Raw genomic sequence first — 17,026 nt, forward strand, 5'->3', positions numbered from 1 at the left:
GCTCATGACCGATCTTGCCGACGCGGGCGTCACGCTGCGCCGTCGCGGCGATCAGCTTCAGGTGCAGGCGCCGCAGGGCGCGCTCGACGAGGCGCTGGTCGCGCGGCTGCGCGACGCCAAGGAGGCGCTGCTGCGCGTGCTGGACGACGAGGGCGCGCGCGCCGCGCCGCTGTCGCCGGCGCAGCCGGGCGAGGCCGGCGACGCGGCGGCGCTGTCGCCGGGGCAGGCCCGTCTGGTCGCGGCGACGCGGCTGGGCGATCCGGCGATGTACAACGAACAGGCCGCGATCGAGCTCGCCGACGCCGTCGACGCGGAGGCCGTTGCCCGCGCGTTCGCGGCGTTGGCGCGCCGGCACGACATCCTGCGCACCGTCTTCAGCGACGGCGAGCCGGGGCAACAGACGGTTCTGCCCGAGCCGCTGGTCGTCTTGCAAACGTGGGCGGTGGACGGCGACGACGCCTTGCGCGCGCGCGCCGCCGAACTGGCCCGCCAGCCCTTCGCCGCCGGCGCGCCGATGTGGCGAGTCGATCTGTTCTCGACGCCCGGGCGCGCCGCGGTGCTGGTGCTGACCATCCATCACGCCATCTTCGACCGCTGGTCGATGAGCGTGCTGATCCGCGATTTCAGCGCCTATCTCGCATCGCCGGACGCGCCCGAGGCCTCGGCGCCCCGGCTCAGCTATCGCGATTTTTCCGCCTGGCAGCGCCGCTGGATGGCGTCGTCGGACTACGCCGCGCAACTGGACGACTGGATCGACGCGCTGGCGCAGGTGGACGAGGTGCCGGCGATACGCGGCGACCGCGCGCGTCCGCCGGCGCTGAGCGGGCGCGGCGGCACCGAGCGCTTCGAGATTCCGGCCGACTGCATGGACGCGGCGGCCGCGTTTTCGCGTGCCCGCAACGCCACCTTGTTCACCACCTTGTTCAGCGCTTTCGCGCTGCTGCAGCATCGCTACACCGGCGAGGCGCGCGCGCTGACGCTGACGCCGGCGGCCAATCGGCCGTTCCAGGCGGCGGAGGACATCGCCGGCTACTTCGTCAACCTGGTTGCGCTGGCCACCGAGATGGGCGAGGACGACAGCTTCGGCGCCATGGTGGATAGGGTCCGCGACGCGAGCGCGCGGGCCTTCGCGCGCCAGGGCGTGCCGCTGGACGCCGTCGTGGAACGGCTGCGCGCGCGCGGCGGACCCCGGCACGAGCAGTTCGCCCAGACCGTGTTCGCCTTCCAGAACGTCCGCCTGCCGGCGGTGCGCACCGCGAGCGGCGCGGCCACGCCGTTCGATCTGGACAGCCCGTTCGCGCGCTTCGATCTTTATTTGTCGATCGAGGGCGACGAGCGCGGCACCTTCGCGGTCTGGCAGTACAACACCGATCTGTACGAGGCGGCCACCATCCGCCAGCTGGGCGAGCATTATCTGACCTTGCTGCGCGCGGCGCTGGCGTCGCCCGACACGGACGCGCGCGCCTTGCCCATGCTGTCCGGAGAGGAAGAGGCGCTGCTGCGCGGCTGGGGGCGGCATGAGCTGCCTTACCGCGCCGACGCCGCGATGGACCAGTTGTTCCGCGAACGCGCGGCGGCTCATCCCGGACGCATCGCGCTGGAGCAGGGCGGCGCGCGCTGGACTTACGCGGAGCTCGATCAGTGGTCGGACCGTGCGGCCGGCGCGCTGCGCGCGGCCGGCGTCGAGGCGGGCGCGCTGGTGGGCGTCGCCGGCGAGCGCTCGCCGCGCCTGCTCGCCGTCTTTCTCGCGGCGCTGAAGGCGGGCGCCGCCTATCTGCCGCTCGATCCCATGTATCCGGCCGCGCGCTTGCGCGCGATGACGGCGGACGCCGCGCCCGCGCTGATGATAGTCGCCGACGGGCTGGACGCCGGCTGGCTCGGCGATTACGCCGGACCGGTGCTCAGCCTGGCCGACTGCGAAGCCGACGCCGCGACGCCGCTCCCGGCCGAAGCGCGGCGCGCGGGTCCGGAAGACCTGGCCTATGTGATGTACACCTCGGGTTCCACCGGGCAGCCCAAGGGCGTGGCGGTTCCGCACCGCGCGGTGACGCGGCTCGCCACCGGCGGCGGCTACGCGCGGCTGGACGCGTCGACGGTGATGCTGCAGCAGTCGCCGCTGGGCTTCGACGCGTCGACCTTCGAAATCTGGGGCTGCTGGCTGAACGGCGGGCGGCTGGTGCTCGCGGAGCCGGGCATGCCCTTTCTGGACGCGGCGTCCCGCGACGGCGTCACCACGATGTGGCTGACCGCCGATCTGTTCCGCATGGCGGTGGAGGAGGAGCCGGCCGCGTTAGTCGGCCTGCGCGAATTGCTGACCGGCGGCGACGCGCTGCCGGCGGCGAGCTGCCGCGCCTTTCTCGAGGCCTGCCCCGGCGTGGCGCTGATCAACGGCTACGGCCCGACGGAAAACACCACTTTCACTTGCAGCCATAGGGTGACCGCCGACGACGCGCGGCGCGGCTCGATTCCGATCGGGCGGCCTATCGGCAATACCGAGGTGCGGGTGGTCGACGCGCAAGGCCGGCTGGTGCCGGTCGGCGTGCCCGGCGAATTGTGGGCGGGCGGCGACGGGCTCGCGCTCGGCTATCTGGGGCGCGCCGACTTGACGGCGGAGCGCTTCGTCGCGGCGCCGCCGCCGGACGGCGGGCGCTGGTATCGCACCGGCGACCGCGTGCGCTGGCGGCGCGACGGGGTGCTGGAATTCCTCGGCCGGATCGACGAGCAGATCAAGCTGCGCGGCTACCGGATAGAACTCGGCGAGATCGAGGCGACGCTGGGCCATCATCCCGGCCTGAGCGGCTGCGCCGTCGCGCTGCGGCGCAGCGCCGCGGACGAGAAGCAGCTGGTCGGCTATCTGGTGGCGCGGCCGGACGCGGGCGAGGCCGCGGACACGGCGGCGGTGCAGGCGTGGCTGGAGGCGCGGCTGCCGGGCTATATGGTGCCGCGCGTCTGGCTGTGGCTGGACGCCTTGCCGCAGTCCGCCAACGGCAAGGTGGACCGCAAGCGTCTGCCTGAGCCGGTGGTCGAAGCGGGCGCGGCGGCGGCGGAGAACGAGGCCGAGGCGGCGCTGGTGGAGATCTGGCAAGGGCTGCTGGGGCTGGAGCGGGTCGGGGTCCGGGACAACTTCTTCGCGTTGGGCGGCGATTCCATCTTGAGCATCCAGATGGCGTCGCGGGCGGCGGAACGGGGCTTGCGCATCAGCCCGCAACAGGTGTTCCGCCATCCGACGATAGCGGAACTGGCGGCGGAGAGCGGCGCGGCGGAAGACGTCGGCGCTCAGGCGGAGCAGGGCGAGGTGGAAGGCGAAGTGAGGCCGGGTCCGATTCAGGCCTGGTATCTGGACTGGCCGAGGACGGACTGGGAGCAGTTCAGCCAGGGGGCTTATCTGGGCCTGGACGGCGTCGTCGATCCCGAGGCGCTGATCGCCGCGCTGCAGGCGGTGGCGCAACGCCACGACGCGCTGCGGATAGGCTGGCGGCGGGACGGCGAGCGCTGGATTCAGGAAAGCGGCGCCGGCGCGCCGGTGGAGGTGAAGGCCGTGGATTTGCGCGGCCTGGCCGATGCCGAGGCTGCGCTGGAGCGCGACGCGGCGGAACTGCAGGCGGGTCTGCGTCTGGACGGCGCCAGCCTGTGGGCGGCGCGGCTGTACCGGCTGGACGCGGGCTGGCGCTTGCTGTGGCTGGCGCATCACGCCTCGGTGGACGGGGTGTCGTGGCGGATTCTGCTGGAAGACCTGTGGCGAGCCTACGCGGCGCTGAGCCGGGGCGAGGCGGCGGCATGGCCGGCCAAGACCATGTCGTACCAGGCCTGGTCGCGGCGGCTGTGGGAGTGGGCGGAGACCCTGCCGGAATCGACGCTGCGCTACTGGCGGGAGATGGACGCGCCGGGGATGTCCCTGCCCGGCGTCGGCGCGGGCGAGGACACGGTGGCGGCGGAGTCGCGCGTGTCGCTGCAGTGGGACGCGGAGACGACGGAACGCTGGCTGCGGCAGGCGGGCGAGGCCTACCGGATGCGTCCGGAGGAATTGCTGGTGGCGGCGCTGGCGCGCGCCTTGCGCCGATGGACGGGCGCCGAGGAATGCGTGCTGGACTTGGAAGGCCATGGCCGGGACGGGCTGGCGGGCGTGGACGTGTCGCGCACCGTGGGCTGGTTCACCAGCCTGTATCCGTTGCGGCTGCCGCAGAGCGGCGAGCTGTCGCGCGAGCTGAAGTCGGTGAAGGAGAGGATGCGCGGGGCGCCGGACGGCGGCATCGCTTACCACGCGCTGCGCTACGGCGGGCGGGGGGCGGAACTGGGCGGCCATGCGCGCACGGTGTGCTTCAACTACCTGGGCCAATGGCGTCTGGACGAGGGCGGCGAGCCGCGCGCGACATGGCTGGGCGAGCCGCCGGGCGGGACGCGCTCGGCGGGGATGGCGCGGCGCTACGCGCTGGACGTGGTGGCGCAGGTGCACGAGGGCCGGCTGCGGGTGGACTGGCTGTACAACGCGGCGCGGCAAGAGCAGGGCGCGGTCGCGGCGCTGGCCGAGGGTTTCCGCGCCGAGCTGGAAGCGGTGCTGGCGCATTGCCTGTCGCCGCAGTCGGGCGGCCTGACGCCGTCGGACCTGCCGCTCGCCCAGCTGGAGCAGTGCGACATCGACGCGATCGAGCGCGAGCATCCGCGGCTGGAGGCGCTGTACGGCGTCACGCCGCTGCAGCAGGGCATTCTGTTCCATTCCATCGCCGACGACGGCGCGCCGCTCTACATCGAGCAACTGCATTGGAAAATGAGCGGAGCCTTGGACGCGGAGCGCTTCCGCCGCGCCTGGTTCGACGTCGCGGCGGCGCACGCCTCGCTGCGCACCACCTTCCGCTGGCGAGGGCTGAAGAGCGCGGTGCAAATCGTCCATCCGCGTCTGGACCCGGACTGGGACGCGCTGGATTGGCGCGCGCTGTCCGCCGAGGCCTGCGCCGGCCGCTTCGCCGCGCTGCGCGAGCTTGACCGCGAACGCGGCTTTGATCTCGAGCGCGGGCCCTTGCTGCGCGGCACCCTGATCCGCGAGCCCGGCGAGACCTGGCGTTTTCTGTGGAGCTACCACCACGCGGTCGTCGACGGCTGGTCGGTGCCCTTGATCCTGAAGCAGGTGCTCGGCCGTTACGCCGAGCTGGGCGCCGGCGAAGCGGCTCCGCTGGCGGGCAGCCGTTTTCAGCCCTTCGTCGACTGGCTGGCCGCGCGGGACGCGCGCGAGCAGGCCGCGTACTGGCGGCAAGTGCTGGACGGCGTCGAGGAGCCCACGCCCATCGGCTTCGCGTCTCCGGCGCGCGGCCCTCAAGCGCAGGGCCAGGGCCGGCGCGCCTTCGTCTTCGACGCGGCGCTGCGCGATCAGGTCGACCGCGCAGCGCGGCGGGCCGGCGTGACCCGCGCCAGCCTGCTGGCCGGCGCCTGGGCGCTGACGCTGGGCTACGCCGGCGGCGGGCGCGAGGTGGTGTTCGGCACCACGCTGTCCGGCCGACCGGCGACGCTGCCGGGCGTCGAGCAGATGGTGGGCCTCTTCATCAACACGGTGCCGGCGCGCGTGAGCATAGACGACGAGGCGCGGGTATCGGAGTGGCTGCGCCAGCTGCATGGCCAGCAGAGCGAGCGGGCCAGGCTGGGCGCCGCCTCGCTGACCGACATCCGGCGCTGGGCGGGCTACGACGGCGGCGAGCTGCTGAGCAGCTTGTTCGTGGTGGAAAACTACCCGGTGGACCGGACCCTGGTCCGAGGCGACGCCGGTTTCGACGTCAGCGAGTTCGCGGCGGCGGAGACGCGCACCAACTATCCGCTGGTTGGCCAGCTGATCCCGGGCGAAGAGACCGTGCTCTACGTCGACTTCGACGCCGCGCGTTACGACGAGGAGGGCATAGGCCGGCTGGGCGCGAGCTTCCTGCATCTGCTGGCCCAGCTCGCCGCGCGGCCGGACGCGCGGCTTGGCGATCTGACCCTGGTCGACGACGAGGAGGCGCGTCGGCTGATTCACGACTGGAACGCGACGCCGCCGGTGGGCGACGGCTATCTGCTGCACGCCGGCATAGAGCGGCACGCCGAGCTGACGCCGCTGGCGCCGGCGATCATAGGCGTAGACGAGGCGATGAATTACCGCGAGCTGGCCGACGAGACCCTGCGCGTGGCCAGGGCGGTGGCGGTGGCGGGCGCGCGGCGCGAACCGGTGGCGGTGCTGCTGCCGAGGAGCGCGCGCGCGGTGGCCGCCTACTCGGGCGTGATGCGCGCCGGCTGCGCCTACGTGCCGGCCGATCCGGCGATGCCGCCGGGACGCCTGCGCGATCTGCTGGCCACGGTCGGCCACGTGCTGACGACGCGCGAGCATCTGCCGCTGCTGGACGGCGTCGCGGCGCGCGCGATCCTGATCGAGGAGGAGCCGCCGGCCGACGTCGCGCTGCCGGAGGCGGCGCCGGACGACCTGGCCTATGTGATGTTCACCTCGGGATCCACCGGCAAGCCAAAGGGAGTGATGATCACCCACCGCGCGGCCTCGCTGACGATGGAGGTCTTTCTGCGCGGCTACCAGATCGGCGCGTCCGACCGCTTGATGTGCGTGTCGGCGGCGGGCTTCGATCTGTCGGTGTTCGATTTCTTCGGCGCGTTCGCGGCGGGCGCCGCGGTCTTGCTGGCGCCGGAGTCGTCGACGATCGCGCCGGGCGTGTGGCTGGACCTGATGACGCGCGAGGGGGCGACGGTATGGGAGTCGGTGCCGGCGGTGATGGAGCTGTTGCTGCTCGAATGCCGGCAGAGCGGGCGCGCGCTGCCGCCCTCCTTGAAGCTGGCGATGCTGAGCGGCGACCGCGTGCCGGTGGGGCTGCCCGCGCAGATCCGCGCGGCCGGGACCTCCGATCCGGAGGTGCTCGCGCTGGGCGGCGCCACCGAGGCGGCCATCTGGTCGTGCTGGTACGACACGCGGGGGCTGGCGGCCGACGCCGCCTTCGTGCCCTACGGCCGCCATTTGCCGGGGCAGCGGCTCTATGTGCTGTCCTCCTCGCTGCAGGCGGTGCCGGTGGGCGTGGCGGGCGATTTGTGGATCGCCGGCGCGGGCGTGGCCTTGGGCTATCTCGGCCAGCCCGATCTCACGGCCTACCGCTTCGTCGACAACCCCTTTGTGCCGGGCGAGCGGATGTACCGGACCGGCGATCGCGCGCGCGCGCTTGCCGACGGCAATCTGGAGTTCCTGGGACGGGTGGACGACCAGGTCAAGATCGGCGGCTTCCGGATCGAGATCGGCGAAATCGAAGCCGCGCTCGCGGCGGCGCCGGGCGTGGAGCGCGGCGTGGCCTCGGTGATCGAGCGCGAGGGCCGGCGGATCATCGCCGGCTATGTGCTGCCGCGGCCGGACGGGGGCTTCGATCCCGCCGCGATTCGCGACGCGCTGGCGCGGCGTCTGCCGCCTTACATGCTGCCCGCGTCGATCATGGCGCTGGACAGCGTGCCGCTGAGCGCCAACGGCAAGGTGGACCGCAAGCGTCTGCCTGAGCCGGTGGTCGAAGCGGGCGCGGCGGCGGCGGAGAACGAAGCCGAGGCGGCGCTGGTGGAAATCTGGCAAGGGCTGCTGGGGCTGGAGCGCGTCGGGGTTAGGGACAACTTCTTCGCGTTGGGCGGCGATTCCATCTTGAGCATCCAGATGGCGTCGCGGGCGGCGGAACGGGGCTTGCGCATCAGCCCGCAACAGGTGTTCCGCCATCCGACGATAGCGGAACTGGCGGCGGAGAGCGGCGCGGCGGAAGACGTCGGCGCTCAGGCGGAGCAGGGCGAGGTGGAAGGCGAAGTGAGGCCGGGTCCGATTCAGGCCTGGTATCTGGACTGGCCGGGGACGGACTGGGAGCAGTTCAGCCAGGGGGCTTATCTGGGCCTGGACGGCGTTGTCGATCCCGAGGCGCTGATCGCCGCGCTGCAGGCGGTGGCGCAACGCCACGACGCGCTGCGGATAGGCTGGCGGCGGGACGGCGAGCGCTGGATTCAGGAAAGCGGCGCCGGCGCGCCGGTGGAGGTGAAGGCCGTGGATTTGCGCGGCCTGGCCGATGCCGAGGCCGCGCTGGAGCGCGACGCGGCGGAACTGCAGGCCGGTCTGCGTCTGGACGGCGCCAGCCTGTGGGCGGCGCGGCTGTACCGGTTGGACGCGGGCTGGCGCTTGCTGTGGCTGGCGCATCACGCCTCGGTGGACGGGGTGTCGTGGCGGATTCTGCTGGAAGACCTGTGGCGAGCCTACGCGGCGCTGAGCCGGGGCGAGGCGGCGGCATGGCCGGCCAAGACCATGTCGTACCAGGCCTGGTCGCGGCGGCTGTGGGAGTGGGCGGAGACCCTGCCGGAATCGACGCTGCGCTACTGGCGGGAGATGGACGCGCCGGGGATGTCCCTGCCCGGCGTCGGCGCGGGCGAGGACACGGTGGCGGCGGAGTCGCGCGTGTCGCTGCAGTGGGACGCGGAGACGACGGAACGCTGGCTGCGGCAGGCGGGCGAGGCCTACCGGATGCGTCCGGAGGAATTGCTGGTGGCGGCGCTGGCGCGCGCCTTGCGCCGATGGACGGGCGCCGAGGAATGCGTGCTGGACTTGGAAGGCCATGGCCGGGACGGGCTGGCGGGCGTGGACGTGTCGCGCACCGTGGGCTGGTTCACCAGCCTGTATCCGTTGCGGCTGCCGCAGAGCGGCGAGCTGTCGCGCGAGCTGAAGTCGGTGAAGGAGAGGATGCGCGGGGCGCCGGACGGCGGCATCGCTTACCACGCGCTGCGCTACGGCGGGCGGGGGGCGGAGCTGGGCGGCCATGCGCGCACGGTGTGCTTCAACTACCTGGGTCAATGGCGTCTGGACGAGGGCGGCGAGCCGCGAGCGACATGGCTGGGCGAGCCGCCGGGCGGGACGCGCTCGGCGGGGATGACGCGGCGCTACGCGCTGGACGTGGTGGCGCAGGTGCACGAGGGCCGGCTGCGGGTGGACTGGCTGTACAACGCAGCTCGGCAAGAGCAGGGCGCGATCGCGGCGCTGGCCGAGGGTTTCCGCGCCGAGCTGGACGCGGTGCTGACGCATTGCCTGTCGCCGCAGTCGGGCGGCCTGACGCCGTCGGACCTGCCGCTCGCCCATCTGGACCAGGACGATATCGACGAAGTGTTACAGCTACTGAACGAACAGTCATGAACCAAACATTATCGAATGCCGCACAGCAAGCCCGCTCGAAAGTCGAGACCATGCTGCCGTTGACGCCGACGCAGCAGGGCCTGCTGTTCCATACGCTGAAGTCGCCGGATTCCGGCGTCTATTACGAACAGGTCGCCTGCGCCTTCCACGCCGCGCTAGACGCCGCCGATTACCGGCGCGCGCTGGAAGCGGTGATCGCGCGCCACGGCGTGCTGCGCACCGGCTTTCTGTGGGACGGGCCGTCCAAGCCGGTGCAGGTGGTCTTCCGCGACGTCGAGCTGCCGTGGGTGGAGGAGGACTGGCGACAGTTCGACCCCGAGGAACAGCAGCGCCGCCTCGCCGCCTACCGCGACGCGGACCGGCGTCCCGGCTTTCACCTGAGCCGCGCGCCGCTGATGCGCTGCGCCTTGTTCCGCACCGGCGAGCAGCGCTACGAGTTCGTGTGGAGCTATCACCATCTGTTGCTGGACGGTTGGTCGGTGCAGATCGTGCTGGGCGAAGCGCTCGCCTTCTACGACGCGCTCCGGCGCGGCGCGGCGCCGGCGCTGCCGCCGCCCCAGCCGTACAGCGCCTTTCTGCGCTGGCTGGACGAGCAGGACGGCGCCGCGGCCGAAGCCTTCTGGCGCGCGCGGCTGGGCGATGTGCGCTCGGCCACGCCCTTGCCGTTCGCCGACGAGGCGAGCCCGGACCGCGCGCCCGGCCACGGCCTGATCGAACGCGAACTCGACCCGCGGACGAGCGAGGGACTGCAGCGGCTGGCGCGTGAGTGCGAGCTGACCCAGAGCACGGTGATCCAGGCCGCCTGGGCGCTGTTGCTGGCGCGGGCGAGCGGCCGCGACGACGTGGTGTTCGGCACCACCGTGTCCGGCCGGCCGGCCGGGCTGCGCGGCGTCGAGCAGATGGTGGGGCTCTTCGTCAACGCGCTGCCGACGCGCGCCTCCGTCGACGCGGCGCTGACGCTGGGCGACTGGCTGAGACAGCTGCACCGCCGGCACGTCGACGCCGAAGCCTACGCGTATACGCCGCTGCACGCGATTCCGGCCTGGAGCGGCGTCGCCCCCGGCGCGCCCTTGTTCGAGAGCCTGGTGGTGTTTGAGAACTACCCGGCGCGCGCGGACGCGACGCGCTACCGCGAGCAACTGGGCGTCAGCGACGTCGAGGTGGTGGAACAGACCAATTATCCGCTGACCGTGGTCGCGATTCCCGGCGAGCGCCTGCGCCTGCGCCTGCATTTCGACCGCCAGCGGCTCACGCAGGCGTCGGCGGAGCGTATCGTCGAAATGCTGGCGGAAGTGCTGGGCCAGTTCGAACGCGGCGGCCCGGCGCTGAGCGTCGCGCGGGCCTCGCTGCTCGGCGACGAGGCGGGCCGCGCGCTGGCCGCGCGGTGGAACGCGGAGGCCCGCCGCGCGGACGATGCGGAGCGCCAGTGCCTGCATCGCCGCTTCGAGGCGCAGGCGCGCGCGCGGCCGGACGCCGTCGCGCTGAGCTGCGACGGCGAGACGCTGACTTACGCCGAGCTGGATCGCCGCGCGAACCGGCTGGCGTGGCGGCTGGACGCGGCCGGAGTGCGCGGCAACGCGCCGGTGGCGCTGGCGTTCGGGCGCGGCGTGGACAGCGTCGTCGCGATCCTGGCGGTGCTGAAGGCGGGCGCCTGCTATGTGCCGCTCGATCTCGACCATCCGCCGGAACGCCTAGAGTGGATACTGGACGACATCGGCGCCGTCGCGCTGATCTGCGGCGCCGAGGCGGGCGAGCGCTTCGGCGGTTTCGGCGGCGCGCGTATCGGGATGGGCGAGGCGCCGGCGTCGGGCGAAGGCGAGGACGCGCCGCCGCCGCGCGAGACCTCGCCGACGGATCTTTGCTATGTGATCTACACCTCGGGCTCGACCGGTCAGCCCAAGGGCGTGTGCGTCGAGCACCGCAATGCGGACCACCTGTTCGCGTCCACGCGCCGGCGCTACGGCATCGGGCCGTCGGACGTGTGGACCCTGTTCCACTCCTACGCCTTCGATTTTTCGGTGTGGGAAATCTGGGGCGCCCTGCTGCACGGCGGGCGGCTGGAAATCGTGCCTTACCGCTGTTCGCGCGCGCCGGACGAATTTCTCGCGCTGCTGGAGCGCGCGGGCGTCACGATGCTGAGCCAGACCCCCAGCGCCTTCAAGCAACTGCTGCGCGCGCTGGACGAGGCGCGGCGGCCCTTGCCGGCCGGCTTGCGCCACGTGTTCTTCGGCGGCGAGGCGACGATACCCAGCCAGTTCGCCGCCTGCCTGCGCGATGCGGACGGCGTCGCGCTCGTCAATCTCTACGGCATCACCGAGACCACGGTGCACGTGACCGAGCGCGTGCTGGGCCCGGGCGACGCGCAGTCCTCGCGCAGCCCGGTAGGCCGGCCCTTGCCCGGCTACCGCGTCTACCTGCTCGACGCCGCCGGCCACCCGGTGCCGCCCGGCGTGCCGGGCGAAATCTACGTGGGAGGAGAGGGCGTGGCGCGCGGCTATCACAACCGTGCCGAGCTTGACCGCGAGCGCTTCATCGCGGACCCGTACCTGCCCGGCGCGCGGCTTTACCGCAGCGGGGACCTCGGGCGCTGGGACGCGCGCGGCGAACTCGACTACCTGGGCCGCATCGACGACCAGGTCAAGATCCGCGGCTTCCGCATCGAACTGGGCGAGGTGGAGGTGGCGCTGGCCCGGCATCCGGACGTCGCCGCCGCGGCGGTGATGGTCGACGACGCGACCCTGGACGGCCACGCCCAATTGGCGGGCTTTGTGGTCGCGCGCGAGCCGGCGCGCGTCTCCGGCGTCGCCTTGCGGGACTGGCTCGCGCAGCGCCTGCCGCCGCACGCGATTCCGGCGCGTCTGATCGAGATGGACGCGATTCCGCTGACCAACAACGGCAAGCTCGATCGCCGCCGGCTGGCCGACGCGCTGGCGGCGGACGGCGCAGCGGCGCGTCCGCACGTCGCGCCGCGCAACGCGGTGGAGCAGGCGCTGGTCGGCGTGTTCGAGTCCGTGCTCAAGCGCTCTCCGGTCGGCGTCACCGACAACTTCTTCGAGCTGGGCGGCGATTCCATCCTGAGCATCCAGATCCTGTCGGCCGCGCACAAGGTGGACATCGATTTTTCGCTGGAGGATCTGATGAGCGCGCTGACCATAGAGCGGCTCGCGCCGCGCGTCCGCCAGGCGGGCTCGGCGCCGGCCGCCGCGAGCGCGCCGCCGCCGCTGGACCCCGCGTACGAGGACGCGTATCCGCTGAGCGCGATGCAGATGGCGATGCTCGCCAACGAGATGCGGCACGGCCAGGACTCCGCCTATCACAACGTCAACGATCAGCGTCTGGCCCTGCGCTTCGACGCGGCCGCTCTGGAGGCGGCGCTGCGCGGCGCCTTCGAACGCCATCCGGCGCTGCGCACCGCCTTCGACCTGGCCGCCGAGGAGGAGCCGCTGCAGTATGTCCATCGCCGGGTGCCCTTGCCGCTGGCGGTCAGCGACTGGCGGGGCCTGGAGCCGGCGCGGCAGGACGCGCGGATTCTCGATTGGCGCGAGGCCGAGCGGCGCCGGCGCTTCGACGTCGAGCGCCCGCCGCTGATCCGCTTCGCCGTGCATCGCCTGAGCGAGGACGAGCTGCATATCGGCGTGACCAAGCATCACGCGATTCTGGACGGCTGGAGCTTCAACCTGCTGCTCTCCGAGCTGATTTCCGATTACTCGGCGCGGCTGGCCGGGCGGCCGCCGGCGCTTGCGGCGCCGGCGAGCCGGTTCCGAGAGTTCGTCGAGCGGGAGCGCGAGGCGGCGCGTTCGGACGCGCTGCGCGACTGGTGGCGCGCGCGGCTGCAATCCTTGCCGGCCACGCGGCTGGCGCGCGAGCCGGACGGCGACGCGGCGCCGGCGGAGGTGCCGATCTCGGCCGCGCAGTCGGCGCGGCTGCAAGCGCTCGCCGCGAGCGCGGGCGCCTCGGTGAAAAGCGTGCTGCTGACGGCGCATCTGCTCGCCTTGTCGCGCATCGTCGGCGCGCCGGCGGTGACGAGCGGCGTGGTGTTCAACGGCCGCAGCGAGGGCGTAGACGGCGACCGCGCGCTGGGCCTGTTCCTGAACAGCCTGCCGCTAGGCTTCGATTTCTCGGCCGGCGTCGGCGACCCCGCCGCGCTGGTGCGCGCGGTGCAGGCGGCCGAGCTGGAGGTCTTCAGCCGCCGGCGCTATCCCCTGATCGAGCTGCATAGGCAGGCCGGCACGGTGTTCGACGCGCTGTTCAACTTCACGCATTTCCGCGCGCTGGAAGAGGCGGTGCGCGACATCGACGTTTCCGACGGCTACGCCAGCGACACGACCAATGTGCCGCTGGTGGTGCAAAGCAGCTTCGACGGCCGGCGAGGCGTGTTGCGGATCAGCTTGGTGCCGTCGCGCGGGCATTTCTCGGCGGCGACCGTCGGCCGCTTCGTCGCTTGCTACGCGGACGCGCTGCGCGCGCTGCTCGGCGAATCCGCGCCGGCGGAACCGGGCGCGGAAATCTTGGCCGAGAACAAGGCGGACGGCGGCGAGCGCAGGAGCGAGGCCTCGGCGGCGGCGACGCCGTCCGCGGTCAAACCGTCCGCCGCGTCGCGGCCCCGCGGCGCGGCGCTGCGGCGCGAGCTGGGCGCGCTGTGGGCGGCGGTGCTCAAGCGCGACCCGCCGTCCGACGACAGCGACTTCGTCGCGCTGGGCGGCGATTCGCTGCTGATGCTGAGGATTTGCTCCCGCGCCGGCCGGGCTTTCGGGCTGGACGCGCGGGTGGTGGCCCGCCTGCTGACGGCGCAGACGGTGGCCGAGCAGGCCCGGATCATAGAAACCGACGGCGCGGGCGAAGACGGCGCCCGGGTCGGCGCGCTGGTCGCGCTGTCCGCGGCCGGCGGCGCGCCGCCGCTGTTCTTCGCGCCCGGCGCGGGCGGGCATGCGCCGTATCTGCGCGCGCTGGCGGCGGAGCTGCCCAACGCCTTCTCGGTCTGGGGCATGACGCTGCCCGGACCCGACGACGACGGCGCGGGCGGCGTCGAAGCCATCGCGACGGCGCTGATCGCCGACATCCGGCGGGTGCAGCCCTACGGCCCGTACCGGCTGGGCGGCCATTCCTTCGGCGGTTGGGTCGCCTTCGAGATCGCGCGGCAATTGGCCGGGCAGGGCGAGGCGGTGGATTGGGTCGCGGTGGTCGACAGCCTGCCGCCCGGGCCCGCGGCGGCGGCGCGCAGGGAAGACTGGACCGACGGCCGCTGGATCGCGGAAATCGGCAACAGCTTCGCGCGCCTGGCCGACGTCGGGCTGGCGTTCGCAGAGGAGGAATTCGACGCGCTGGACGAGGCGCGGCGGGTGGAGCGTTTGCGCGAGCGGCTGATAGCGGCGGGCGCGGTGCCGGAGGAACTGAGCCTGGCCGAATTCGCGGCGCGCGTGCGCGCCTTCATCGCGCATTCGCAGACCGACTACGCGCCGGAGACGCCTTATGCGGGCGCGCTGCACCTGATGGTCGCCGCCGATCAGGACGGCGACGCGGCCGGCGGCGACGCGCTCATCGACGGCTGGCGCCGGGCGGCGCCGGCCGCGGCGGCGATCCGCCTGCCGGGCGACCACATCGGCATCATGCGGCATCCGTTCGTCAGCGGGCCGGCCGCCGCCTTGCGCGCCGCCGAAGCCGCCGCGCGCCGCGCCGTTTCAGTGAAGGAAACCGAGGAAGAACAATGAATACACGAGTGAAGGCATTCTCCGCCGTCGAGGCGGCGCTGGCGGAACCGGAGGCGGCGCTGGCCAACGGCGATTTCGAAGCCGTGGAGCGGCTGATGAGCGGAGTCCGCGAGGCCAACCGAATGAAAGGCCTCTGGCTGCCGCAGGTGCCGCGAGCCGACGGCGGCCTGGGTCTGAGCCTGCTGGAGCTGGTCGAGGTGGGCGAGCTGCTGGGCGCCTCGCCGCTCGGCCATTACGCGGTCAACTACCAGGCGCCGGACGCCGGCAACATCGACGTGCTGCTTGAATACGCGACCCCGGCGCAGCGCCGGCGCTGGCTGGAGCCGCTGTTGCGCGGCGAGCTGCGCAGCTGCTTCGCGGCGACGGAGCCGGAGTCCGCCGGATCGAATCCCTCCTCGCTGAAAACCACGGCGGTGTTCAAGGACGGCGCCTGGCGTTTGAGCGGCCGCAAATGGTTCGCGTCCGGCGCCGACGGCTCGGGCTTCGCCATCGTGCTGGCCGTCACCGACGAGGCCGCGCCGCTGCACGCGCGCACCAGCACCTTCATCGTGCCGACCGACGCGCCCGGCTTCCGCCGCGTCCGCAATCTGCGGGTGATGGGCGACGAGGGCTGCGGCTGGGCCAGCCACGGCGAACTGGTGCTGGACGATTGCCGGGTGGGCGAAGACGCGATGCTGGGCAAGCCCGGCGAAGGCTTCGTCGTGCTGCAGTCCCGGCTCGCCACCGGGCGGCTGCATCATTGCGCGCGCTGGATAGGCGTGTGCGAGCGCGCCTTCGCCATCATGTGCCGGCGCGCTTGCCGCCGGGAGCTGGCGGCGGGCGAGCTGCTGTCCTCGCGCCAGACCGTGCAGAACTGGATCGCCGAGAGCCGCGCGTCGATAGACGCCGCGCGGCTGCTGGTGAACCAGGCGGCCACGCGGCTGCAGAACCGCCACGAACGCGCGCAGATCGACATTTCCATCGCTAAATTCTTCGTGGCCGGCGCGACGCAGACCGTGCTCGACCACGCGCTGCAAGTGCAGGGCGCGCTGGGCGTCAGCGGCGACACGATTCTCAACGTGCTGTGGCGGCACGAACGCGCGGGGCGGATCTACGACGGCCCGGACGAAGTCCACAAGAGCCTGGTGGCGCGCCATGCGCTGGCCGGCTTCCGCCGGGAGCTGGCGTGAGCGCGCGGATCGCGGAGCGCGCGATGGCGGCGCTGGGCCGCTCCGGGGCCGGCGCGCGCGCGACGCGCGTCGGCGGCGGCCGGGCCAGCGAAGTGTTTCTGGTGCAGGGAGGCGACCGCGAGCTCATCGCTTACTGGCTGCCTGAGGGCGGCGCGCGCGAGGCGAGGCGCCGCTTCGCGCTGCTTGAGCGGCTGGCCGGCCAGTTCCGGCTGGCGCCCAGGCCGCTGGCGGTCGACGACGGCGAAGACGCCGCCCTGTTGCTGGTCGAAAAGCTGGACGGCGTCGCGCCTGCCGCCTGCGGGCAGCTCGCGCCGGACGCCGTGCGCCGGCTCGCGGAAAACTTCATCGCGACGCTGGCGAGCCTGCATGCGCTGGAGGTCGCGCCGGCCGACCGGCCTCCCGACTATCTGCGCCGCATCCTGGGCGAGTGGCGGCGGCGCTGGAACGCGGAGGAGGCGGGCGAGGCGCTGGACGCGGATTTCCGCGCGGCGGCCGACTGGCTGACGGCGCGGCTGCCCGAGACCGAGCCCGCCGCCTGGCTGCACAACGACTACAAGCTGGACAACATCCTCGTCGATCCGGGCGATCCCGCGCGCGTGGTGGGCGTCGTCGATTGGGAGCTGGCCGCCGTCGGCCATCCGCTGGCCGACCTCGGCGCCGCGCTCGCCTACTGGATAGAGGGCCGGGATTCTTCGCTGCTGCGGCTGGACGCGCCGGGACCAAGCTGCGCGCCGGGCGCGCCGACGCGCGCGGCGCTGGTGGACCTGTACGCGGCCGCGGCCGGGCGCGAAGTGCCGTCTCCCGCCTACTGGTACGCCTACGGCCTGCTGCGGCTCGCCGTGATCACTCAGCAACTGGCGCTGCGGCGCCGCGACGAAGGGCTGCGCGTGCCGCGCGCCAAGCTGATCGTGCGCTGGCTGCTGGACCGCGCGGCGGAAGCCTGCGGCGGCGGCCGGCTGTGACCGTCGCCCGCGCGCCGTCCCACCCAT

General features: G+C 72.8%; 4 protein-coding genes. All 4 read left to right on the top strand.

The genetic code is table 11. The annotated features are described in order from the left end of the window. Window positions 1-4: 4 nt before the first annotated feature. The 4 genes from JW897_RS15815 to JW897_RS15830 are packed head-to-tail and all read left to right on the top strand — an operon-like array spanning window position 5 to window position 16,999. Window positions 5-9,160 (top strand): non-ribosomal peptide synthetase, encoded by a 9,156-nt coding sequence (locus JW897_RS15815; RefSeq protein ID WP_205466886.1) that lies wholly within the window; start codon window positions 5-7, stop codon window positions 9,158-9,160. Then, window positions 9,157-14,868, top strand: a complete 5,712-nt coding sequence (locus tag JW897_RS15820) for an amino acid adenylation domain-containing protein (protein ID WP_205466887.1) — start codon at window positions 9,157-9,159, stop codon at window positions 14,866-14,868. The genes JW897_RS15815 and JW897_RS15820 overlap by 4 nt, the downstream gene beginning before the upstream one ends. Continuing rightward, window positions 14,865-16,037 (top strand): acyl-CoA dehydrogenase family protein, encoded by a 1,173-nt coding sequence (locus tag JW897_RS15825; RefSeq protein WP_048415977.1) that lies wholly within the window; start codon window positions 14,865-14,867, stop codon window positions 16,035-16,037. Before JW897_RS15820 ends, JW897_RS15825 begins: the two co-directional genes overlap by 4 nt. Next, window positions 16,034-16,999 (top strand): phosphotransferase, encoded by a 966-nt coding sequence (locus tag JW897_RS15830; RefSeq protein ID WP_205466888.1) that lies wholly within the window; start codon window positions 16,034-16,036, stop codon window positions 16,997-16,999. The genes JW897_RS15825 and JW897_RS15830 overlap by 4 nt, the downstream gene beginning before the upstream one ends. Window positions 17,000-17,026 lie beyond the last annotated feature (27 nt).

Source organism: Chromobacterium alkanivorans (assembly GCF_016937655.1).
GTDB lineage: Bacteria > Pseudomonadota > Gammaproteobacteria > Burkholderiales > Chromobacteriaceae > Chromobacterium > Chromobacterium alkanivorans.